We start from the raw sequence: 9733 nt of genomic DNA on the forward strand, positions 1-9733 counted from the left end.
TGTTCGCAACTTCGAGGCAAAGAAAAAGCGGGCCGAAGCCCGCTTTTTCATTTCAGCGATTCCAGGAGCGTGTCAACCAAGCAAGGTTGACACCCACCGCCGATTATTCGGCGCTGACGGCGTCGCCTTCTTCCACGGCCTTCATCGACAGGCGGATACGGCCCTGCTTGTCGACTTCCAGCACCTTGACCTTGACCACATCGCCTTCCTTCAGCACGTCGCCGACCTTCTCGACGCGATCGCTGGAGATCTGCGACACGTGGACCAGACCGTCCTTGCCCGGCAGGATCGTGACGAACGCACCGAAGTCCATGATCTTGGCGACCTTGCCTTCGTAGATGCGGCCCGGCTCGACGTCCGAGGTGATCTGCTCGATGCGGGCCTTGGCGGCCTGGGCAGCGATGGCGTTGACCGATGCGATGACGATGGTGCCGTCGTCCTGGATGTCGATCTGGGTGCCGGTTTCCTTGGTGATGGCCTGGATGGTCGAACCACCCTTGCCGATCACTTCGCGGATCTTGTCCGGGTGGATCTTGATGGTCAACAGGCGCGGCGCGTAGTCCGACAGCTCTTCACGCGGAGCGGTGAGGCCGTGAGCCATTTCGCCCAGGATGTGCAGACGGCCAGCCTTGGCCTGCTGCAGGGCCTGCTTCATGATCTCTTCGGTGATGCCTTCGATCTTGATGTCCATCTGCAGGGCGGAGATGCCCTCAGCGGTACCGGCCACCTTGAAGTCCATGTCGCCCAGGTGATCTTCGTCACCCAGGATGTCGGACAGGACGACGAAGCGCTCGCCTTCCTTGACCAGACCCATGGCGATACCGGCAACCGGCGCCTTCACCGGCACGCCGGCGTCCATCAGGGCCAGCGACGAGCCGCAGACCGAGGCCATCGACGAGGAACCGTTCGACTCGGTGATTTCCGAGACGACGCGGATGGTGTACGGGAAGGCTTCCAGCGACGGCATGACAGCCAGCACGCCGCGCTTGGCCAGGCGACCGTGGCCGATTTCGCGGCGCTTCGGGCCCATCATACGGCCGCACTCACCCACCGAGAACGGAGGGAAGTTGTAGTGGAACAGGAAGTTTTCCTTGTACTCACCGGCAACGGCGTCGATGACCTGGCCGTCACGGGCGGTGCCCAGGGTGATGGTCACAATGGCCTGGGTTTCGCCGCGGGTGAACAGCGAGGAACCGTGGGTACGCGGCAGCACGCCGGTCTTCACGGCGATCGGGCGGACGGTGTCCAGCGCACGGCCGTCGATGCGGACCTTGGTGTCCAGCACCGAGTCACGCATGGTGCGGTATTCCAGCTCGCCGAATTCCTTCGACAGCTCGGCCGGGTTCCAGCCTTCAGCGGCCACGCGGCCAGCCAGGGTTTCGACCACGTCCTTCTTGATCGCCGAGATGGCGTCGCGGCGCTGCAGCTTGTCGCGCACCTGGAAGGCTTCGCCCAGGCGCGGGCCGATGGCTTCCTTCAGGGCGGCGATCAGCGCGTCGTTCTTGGCCGGGGCTTCCCAGGTCGACGGCTTGGTGCCGGCTTCGACGGTCAGCTCGTTGATCGCGTTGATGACCTTCTGCATCTCGCGGTGACCGAAGGTCACGGCGCCCAGCATCACTTCTTCGGACAGCAGCGCAGCTTCGGATTCAACCATCAGCACGGCGTTGGAGGTGCCGGCGACGACCAGTTCCAGCTGCGAGTCAGCCAGTTCGCTGACGGTCGGGTTCAGGATGTACTCGCCGTTCTTGTAACCGACCTTGGCAGCGCCGATCGGACCCATGAACGGGGTGCCGGCCAGGGCCAGGGCAGCCGAGGCGCCGATCAGGGCCGGGATGTCACCGTCCACGTCCGGGTTCAGCGACATGACCGTGGCGATGATCTGCACTTCGTTCTTGTAGTCTTCGGGGAACAGCGGGCGGATCGGACGGTCGATCAGACGCGAGATCAGGGTTTCCTTCTCGGTCGCACGGCCTTCACGCTTGAAGAAACCACCCGGGATACGGCCGCCGGCGTAGAACTTTTCCTGATAATCGACGGTCAGCGGGAAGAAGTCCTGGCCTTCGCGCGCGCTCTTGGCGGCGACGGCGGTGACCAGCAGTACGGTGTCGTCCATCTTGACGATGACGGCACCGCTGGCCTGACGGGCGACTTCGCCGGTCTCGAGCGTGACGGTGTGCTTGCCGTACTGGAAGGTTTTGGTGATTTTTGCCACGGAGGGTGTCCTTGGGGATGCTGTCTGCGAATTTGGACCGTCGGCGACCCTTGCCGCCAGCGGGTGGCCGGATCGTTCCGGCCTGAATCGGGGATTGCGGTGCTACAAAACAAAACCGCGGCGCATCGCTGCGCCGCGGGGGATTCGTTGCTTAGCGACGCAGGCCAAGCTTTTCGATCAGGGCCTTGTAACGCTCGACGTCCTTGTTCTTCAGGTAGTCGAGCAGGCTGCGACGGCGGTTGACCATCTGCAGCAGGCCGCGGCGGCTGTGGTGGTCCTTCTTGTGGGTCTTGAAGTGGCCGGTCAGCAGTTCGATGCGGGCGGTCAGCAGTGCAACCTGGACTTCCGGGGAGCCGGTGTCAGCCGAGCTGCGCTTGTTGTCTTCAATGACCTTCTGGGTGTCGATCGACATTTCTTTTTTCTCTGTGATGCGTGGCCGGCAGGAACGCGCTTCGCGCACCGCCAGGCTCGCCGTGGACTACGAGGATGAAACCTGCGCGAGGCAGGCTGCCGGAAAACGGCCGCGAAATTGTAACGGTCGGGGGGCCTCGGAACAAGGTCCGGGGCTGAACCGTCCGGGCCCGGTCAGAGGTTGAAACGACGCTGCGGAGCCAGCAGGCCACTGTCATCGACCTGACCCAACCCCTGGACAGCATCGTCCGGACCGAACACGGCCACCAGACCACGGGGCCACGACAGATCGCGCTGGCGCTGGCCGACGCAGAAGCGGTGGGCCTGGTCGGCATCGAGGTCGACCCGCGGGTATTCAGCCAGGCCGGCCGCCAGCGGCAGCAGCAGCGCGTCCATGCCCGCCTCGTCACCCGCCTCGACCATCGCCCGCAGCTGATCCAGGGTGACCATCGCCGGTTCACGGAACGGCTCGACCCAGAGCCGGCGCAGCGCACTGATATGCGCGCCACAGCCCAGCGCCTCGCCCAGATCGCGGGCCAGGCTGCGGATATAGGTGCCCGAGCCGCAGGTCACACGCAGCCGCAACCGCTCCGGCTGCTGCTCGAGCACCTCGATGGCGTGCACCTGCACCTCGCGCTCCGGCGCTTCAATGACGTCACCGCGGCGGGCCTTCACATACAGCGGCTCCCCGCCCTGCTTCAGCGCCGAATAGATCGGGGCGCGCTGGCGGATGCTGCCGGTCAGCGGCGCCAGCGCCGCCTGCAGGGTCTCGGCACTGATCGAAGGCACCGGGCGCTGCAGCAGCACCTGGCCTTCGGAATCGTCGGTGTCGGTGGTCTGGCCCAGCATGATCTCGGCGTCGTAGGCCTTGGCCGAGCCGAGCAGCAGGCCGGCAATCTTGGTCGCCTCGCCGAAGCACAGCGGCAACAGGCCGGTGGCCAGCGGGTCGAGACTGCCGGTATGGCCGCCCTTTTCGGCACGGAACAGGCGACGAGCCACCTGCAGGGCGGCGTTGGAACTCATGCCGGTCGACTTGTCGAGCAGCAGGATGCCATCCAGGCGGCGGAACTGAATTCGGGTCATGACAGGACGTTGTAGAGCCGAGCCATGCCCGGCTGCCGCAACGCGGCCCGCACAGGCGTCGCGTTGCCGGAATGAAAAGACGCCGGGCATGGGCCCGGCGCTGGCTTATTCTTCGTCGCTCTCGCGACGCTTCTCCGCGGCCAGCGTATCGGGCAGGTCGCGCAGGATGTTGTCGATGTGCTCACCACGGTCGACCGAGTCGTCGTAGTGGAAATGCAGCTCCGGCACGTGGCGCAGCTTCATCGCGCGGGCCAGATCCATGCGCAGGCGGTAGCCCAGCTCCTTCAGGCCTGCCACGGCTTCAGCCGAACGTTCCGGCATCAGCGCGGTGACGAACACCTTGGCATGGGCCATGTCGCGGGTGATTTCCACGTCGGACACGCTCACCGAGGGCAACCCATGCTCGCGCACGACGTTGTGCACCAGGGTGCCGAGTTCACGGCGCAGCTGGGCGGAGACACGGTCGGTTCGATGGAAAGTCTTGGGCACGAGGAGCTCTTGGTTCAGTTGTCGCCCGACCAACGGTCGGGCGCTACAGGTACATGGTAGGGCCCGACCGTTGGTCGGGTCACCTTGTAGGATTACAGGGTGTGCGGCACTTCGATACGCTCGAAGCACTCGATCTGGTCACCCGGCTTGACGTCGTTGTAGGCCTTCACCGCGATACCGCATTCGGTACCGTTGCGGACTTCCTCGACGTTTTCCTTGAAGCGGCGCAGCGATTCCAGTTCGCCTTCGAAGATCACCACGCTGTCGCGCAGCACGCGGATCGGCTTGTTGCGCTTGACCACGCCCTCGATGACCATCGAGCCGGCAACGGCGCCCAGCTTGGAGCTGCGGAACACGTCGCGGACCTCGGCGATACCGATGATCTCTTCGCGGATCTCCACGCCCAGCAGACCGGAGGCCACCTGCTTCACCTGATCGATCACGTCATAGATGATCGAGAAGTAACGCAAGTCGACGCCGTTGGATTCGATGATGCGACGGGCCGAAGCATCCGCACGCACGTTGAAGCCGATGACGGTGGCCTTCGAAGCAGCCGCCGAGTTGGCGTCCGATTCGGTGATGCCGCCCACGCCGGAGTGGATCACGTTGATGCGGATGTCGTCGTTGGACAGCGCGACCAGTGCCTGGCTCAAGGCCTGCACCGAACCCTGCACGTCGGCCTTGATGACCAGGTTGAGGACCTGCTGGCCCTCGCCCTTGCCCAGGGTCGCCATGATGTCTTCCATGCGGCTGCCAGCGGTGGCCACCAGGCGCGATTCACGGCGCTTGGTCTCGCGCTGCTGGGCAACGTCCTTGGCCAGGCGCTCATCCTCGACGACCACGAAGTCGTCACCGGCTTCCGGCACGCCGGACAGGCCCAGGACCTGCACCGGGATGGACGGGCCGGCGAACTCCGGCTGCTTGCCGGTTTCGTCGAACAGCGCACGCACGCGGCCGTACTGGATGCCGCACACCAGGTAGTCGCCCTTCTTCAGGCGGCCCTGCTGCACCAGCACGGTCGCGACCGGGCCGCGGCCCTTGTCCAGCGACGATTCGATCACCACGCCCGAGGCGCGGCCTTCGTCGACGGCCTTCAGCTCCAGCAGTTCGGCCTGGATCGAGATGGCGTCCAGCAGGTCGTCGATGCCCAGGCCGGTCTTGGCCGAGATCTCCACCATCTGGGTATCACCACCGAAGTCTTCGGCCACGACCTGCTCGGACAGCAGTTCGTTCTTGACCCGCATCGGGTCGGCGTCGGACTTGTCGATCTTGTTGATCGCCACGATCAGCGGCACACCCGCCGAACGGGCGTGCTGGATCGCTTCCTTGGTCTGCGGCATGACGCCGTCATCGGCGGCCACGACCAGCACCACGATATCGGTCAGCTTGGCGCCGCGGGCACGCATCGAGGTGAAGGCAGCATGGCCCGGGGTATCCAGGAAGCTGATCACGCCCTTCGGCGTATCCACGTGGTAGGCACCGATGTGCTGGGTGATGCCGCCGGCTTCGCCGGTGGCGACCTTGGTACGGCGGATGTAATCCAGCAGCGAGGTCTTGCCGTGGTCGACGTGGCCCATGATGGTGACCACCGGCGGACGCTGGGTGGCTTCGCCCTGGTTTTCACCGGTCGAGGCCAGCAGTGCGTCTTCGGCATCGTTGTCATTGGCACGGATTGCCTTGTGACCGAGTTCTTCGGTCACCAGCGCGGCGGTGTCATGGTCGATGGACTGGGTGATGGTGGCCATCACGCCCATCTTGAACAGCGCCTTGACCACCTCACCGCCCTTCAGCGCGAGCTTCTGCGCCAGGTCGGCCACGGTGATCGTGTCGCCGATCGCCACTTCACGCACCACCGGCGCGGTCGGACGCTCGAAGGCGTGCGGACCGGCATTGTTGCCACCGCGCGACATGTCGCGACGGCCACCCGCCTGGTTGCGCCCGCCCGGACGACCACGGGTGTTGCTGTTGTTGCTGTTGCCACGACGCGCGCGGTCGGCAGCCGACAGGTGCATCTGGCCGGCGAAACGATCGCCCGGGCCACGCTCGTTGCGCGGCGCGCTGCGGTTGTTGCGGTCGTCGTTGCGCGGCGGCGGCGGCGCACTGCGCGGCGCAGCCGGAGCGGCGGCCGGCGTGCGTGGCGGCCGCGGCGCGGTTTCATCGATCGGAGCGCGCTTGGGCTTGGTGGCGGCCAGTGCCTCGGCAGCCTTGGCGGCAGCCGCAGCCTCTTCGGCAGCCTTCTTCTCGGCCTCTGCGCGTTCCTTGGCCGCAATCTCTTCCTCACGGGCGCGGACGATGGCTTCGTCGCGCAGACGATCCTTCTCGGCCAAGGCCTGCTGTTCGGCGAGGTTGCGGGCACGCGACTCTTCCAGCTTGCGCAGGATGTCGGCGCGCTCTTCGTCCGGCGTCATGGCGCGCGCACCATCCTTGACGTAGGTGCGCTTCTGGCGCACCTCGACATTCACGGTCGTCTTGCTGCGACCGGAATTGACCGTCACTTCCTGCTGCTTCCGGCGGTTGAGCGTGATCTTCTTTGCAGACTGATCGGTCTCTTCCGGGGCCTGCTCGGGCTTGCCGTGCGAACGACGAAGGAAGCCCAGGAGCTTAACCTTCTCGGAGCTGGTCACGACCTGGTCGGGACCGCTGAACTTCATGCCGGCACCGGCCAGCTGTTCCAGCAGTTTTTCGACCGGCGTGTTGACCAGTTCGGCAAGCTTGCGGATGGTGGTTTGCTGCGACATTCGGATCCTATGATCTTGTGGGCGCCCCCCCGCATCTGGAGGTGGCGCGGATTCTACGCCCTGAGCGGCTCAGGGCCCTGTTCATTGCCGGCTCATTCGCCGCGTTCCAGTCGGGCGATCTCTTCGGCACGGGCGGCCAGGATCAGCGCAGCGGCGCGCGCCTGATCCAGTCCTTCGATACCGAAGTCCATGACCTCGTCGGCGGCCAGGTCGGACAGGTCCTCGCTGGTACGCACGCCGTGGCCGGCCAGCGCATATGCGGTGGCTTCGTCCATGCCCTTCAGGGACAGCAGGTCCTGCGCCGGCTGGCCGTCTTCAAGGCCTTCTTCGACTGCCAGGGCCTCATTGAGCAGCGCATCGCGGGCACGAGCGCGCAGCTCTTCGACGATGTCTTCGTCGAAACCTTCCACGGCCAGCAGTTCGCCGACCGGGACATAAGCGATTTCCTCGACGGTACCGAAGCCTTCGCTGACCAGGATGCCGGCGATCTCTTCGTCAACTTCCAGCTTGTCCATGAACAGCTGGCGGGCCGACGCCTGCTCGGCTTCCGACTTGGCGGTGACCTGGTCCTGGGTCATCACGTTGAGCTGCCAGCCGGTCAGGCGGCTGGCCAGGCGCACGTTCTGGCCGCCCTTGCCGATCGCCTGGGCCAGGCGGTCTTCAGCGACAGCCAGGTCCATCGAGTGCTTGTCTTCATCAACGATGATCGACTGCACTTCGGCCGGCGCCATCGCGTTGATGACGAAGTTGGCCGGGTTGTCGTTCCACAGCACGATGTCCACGCGCTCGCCATTGAGCTCGTTGGACACGGCCTGCACGCGCGAACCGCGCATGCCGATGCAGGCACCGATCGGATCGGTGCGCTGGTCGTGGGCCAGCACGGCGATCTTGGCGCGGTCGCCCGGATCGCGGGCACAGGCCTTGATTTCCACCAGGCCCTGGCCGACCTCCGGCACTTCCAGCTTGAACAGCTCGATCATGAATTCCGGGGCGGCACGGCTGATGAACAGCTGCGGGCCACGCGGTTCCGAACGGACTTCGGCCAGGTAGCCGCGCACGCGGTCGCCGGCGCGCAGCACGTCGCGCGGAATGCCCTTGTCCTTCGGGATGAAGCCTTCGGCGTTGCCACCGAGGTCGACGTAGATGTTGCCGCGCTCGGCGCGCTTGACCACACCGGTGATCAGCTCACCCACGCGATCCTTCCATGCATCCACGACCTGCTGGCGCTCGGCTTCGCGCACGCGCTGGACGATGACCTGCTTGGCGGCCTGGGCAGCGATGCGGCCGAAATCCGGGTTCTCGATCTGCTCTTCGATGTAGTCGCCGACGTCCACGCCTTCGGCTTCATCGACCGCGTCCATCAGGCGGATCTGGCGATCCGGCGATTCCATGACCACGTCATCGGCCACCACTTCCCAGCGGCGGTAGGTTTCGTAGCTGCCATCCTTGTGGTCGATGACCACGCGGGTCAGCACTTCCTCGTCGGGATAGCGCTTCTTCGCTGCCGAGGCCAGGGCGGCCTCGATGGCATCGAAGATCACTTCACGCGGCACGCCCTTCTCGTTGGCGACTGCGTCGACTACCAGCAACAGTTCCTTGCTCATTGGCTCACTCCGCGCGCGGCTTCTTTGCCGCCGGCTCGTTGGAAGAAGAATTCGTGTTCGGCTTCGGACGCTTCGGTGCCGGACCGGTCGGCTTGCTCGGGGCCAGCCCCAGCGCCACCCAGTCGGGCATGATCCGTGCCTTGTCGATGTTGTCGGCCGACACCACCACTTCGGTCTTGTCGACGATGAAGGTGATGGTGCCAGCGGCCTCGTCGGTCGCCTCGATACGGCCCTGCAGGCGACGACGGTTGTCCTGCGGCAGCTTCAGCGTGACCTTGGCCGATTCACCCTGGTGGCGGGCGAACTGCTCCAGGTTGAACAGCGGGCGATCCACGCCCGGCGAGGACACTTCCAGCGTGTAATTGCCGCTGATCGGGTCTTCGACGTCCAGCTGCGCCGACACTTCGCGGCTGACCCGCTCGCAGTCGTCGACATTGATGATGCGCTCGGGCTGTTCAGCCAGCGGCACGTCGATGTAAAGGCGCAGGGTCGCACCGCCGGGGGCCGGCAGATACTCAACGCCCAGCAGCTCCAGGCCCAGCGACACAACGGTCGGGGCGAGCAGATTCGCGATGTCGGTTGCCTTGTCGCTCACAGCCTGCCTTGATCTCTTGGTTGGGTGCCGGCCTTGGCCGGCGTGAAAACATGACGCCCCGGAAACGACAAAGGGCCCGCTGGGCCCCTTTTTCCGGAAAGACTCCGGTGACTGGATTCCGGTTGCAACCCGCATTGCCTGCCGGTTGCGGCCCTCCTTCCGGGTCTGGACTCCCGCTGGGGAGGCCACCTTCAGGGGTATTGCTAGGTCGCTGATGATAGCGGCTGCACCGCGCTGGTGCAAGGCTTGGCGGGCCTGAAACCCCTCCCCCTTCGCGGGCCATGACCCGCTGCGGGAAGGGCAGTCGAGCATGGCTCGACTCCACAAAACCGGAACATGCCAAAGAAAAACGCCTTCGAAGCAGGACTTCGAAGGCGATTTCTTTACTTGGTAGCGGGGGCAGGATTTGAACCTGCGACCTTCGGGTTATGAGCCCGACGAGCTGCCAGACTGCTCCACCCCGCATCAGAAGCGGAATTATGAGCGATAACTTCAAAACATGCAAGCTTTCCCTCATTCATCAGACCGGTTGGCGCCGATCTGAAGTTGGTAGCGGGGGCAGGATTTGAACCTGCGACCTTCGGGTTATGAGCCCGACGAG

General features: G+C 65.0%; 7 protein-coding genes and 2 tRNA genes (1 of these 9 cut by a window edge). All 9 read right to left on the reverse strand.

Annotated elements, in window-relative coordinates; all coding sequences use genetic code 11:
* Positions 1–103: 103 nt before the first annotated feature.
* On the reverse strand, positions 104–2212 hold the full coding sequence (gene pnp / locus ACTJJM_RS12445; protein ID WP_010486455.1) for a polyribonucleotide nucleotidyltransferase: 2109 nt from the start codon (positions 2210–2212) through the stop codon (positions 104–106).
* A 151-nt stretch (positions 2213–2363) separates the two neighbouring features.
* On the reverse strand, positions 2364–2624 hold the full coding sequence (gene rpsO / locus ACTJJM_RS12450) for a 30S ribosomal protein S15 (RefSeq protein ID WP_440865663.1): 261 nt from the start codon (positions 2622–2624) through the stop codon (positions 2364–2366).
* A gap of 173 nt (positions 2625–2797) precedes the next feature.
* A complete protein-coding gene (gene truB, locus ACTJJM_RS12455) occupies positions 2798–3706 on the reverse strand; it encodes a tRNA pseudouridine(55) synthase TruB (RefSeq protein WP_227200242.1) in 909 nt (302 codons plus the stop codon).
* Positions 3707–3811: 105 nt separating this feature from the next.
* Positions 3812–4195, reverse strand: a complete 384-nt coding sequence (gene rbfA / locus ACTJJM_RS12460; protein WP_257472150.1) for a 30S ribosome-binding factor RbfA — start codon at positions 4193–4195, stop codon at positions 3812–3814.
* Between the two features lie 92 nt (positions 4196–4287).
* Positions 4288–6933, reverse strand: coding sequence for a translation initiation factor IF-2 (gene infB, locus ACTJJM_RS12465; RefSeq protein ID WP_440865666.1), 2646 nt, complete (start codon positions 6931–6933; stop codon positions 4288–4290).
* Between the two features lie 92 nt (positions 6934–7025).
* Positions 7026–8537: a transcription termination factor NusA gene (gene nusA / locus ACTJJM_RS12470; protein WP_006458580.1), complete on the reverse strand. Its 1512-nt coding sequence runs from the start codon at positions 8535–8537 to the stop codon at positions 7026–7028.
* Positions 8538–8541: 4 nt separating this feature from the next.
* On the reverse strand, positions 8542–9132 hold the full coding sequence (gene rimP / locus ACTJJM_RS12475; RefSeq protein WP_005410450.1) for a ribosome maturation factor RimP: 591 nt from the start codon (positions 9130–9132) through the stop codon (positions 8542–8544).
* A gap of 388 nt (positions 9133–9520) precedes the next feature.
* Positions 9521–9597: transfer RNA gene (locus ACTJJM_RS12480), tRNA-Met, on the reverse strand.
* A gap of 82 nt (positions 9598–9679) precedes the next feature.
* A tRNA-Met gene (locus ACTJJM_RS12485) sits at positions 9680–9733 on the reverse strand; it runs 123 nt beyond the window's last position.

Source organism: Stenotrophomonas sp. 22692, from assembly GCF_052045015.1.
Classification (GTDB): Bacteria; Pseudomonadota; Gammaproteobacteria; order Xanthomonadales; family Xanthomonadaceae; genus Stenotrophomonas; species Stenotrophomonas geniculata.

Bases quoted from the DNA above. Each gene is read 5' to 3' on its own strand.
- nusA (WP_006458580.1), bottom strand. From the start codon at position 8,537: ATGAGCAAGGAACTGTTGCTGGTAGTCGACGCAGTCGCCAACGAGAAG.
- infB (WP_440865666.1), bottom strand. From the start codon at position 6,933: ATGTCGCAGCAAACCACCATCCGCAAGCTTGCCGAACTGGTCAACACG.
- truB (WP_227200242.1), bottom strand. From the start codon at position 3,706: ATGACCCGAATTCAGTTCCGCCGCCTGGATGGCATCCTGCTGCTCGAC.
- rpsO (WP_440865663.1), bottom strand. From the start codon at position 2,624: ATGTCGATCGACACCCAGAAGGTCATTGAAGACAACAAGCGCAGCTCG.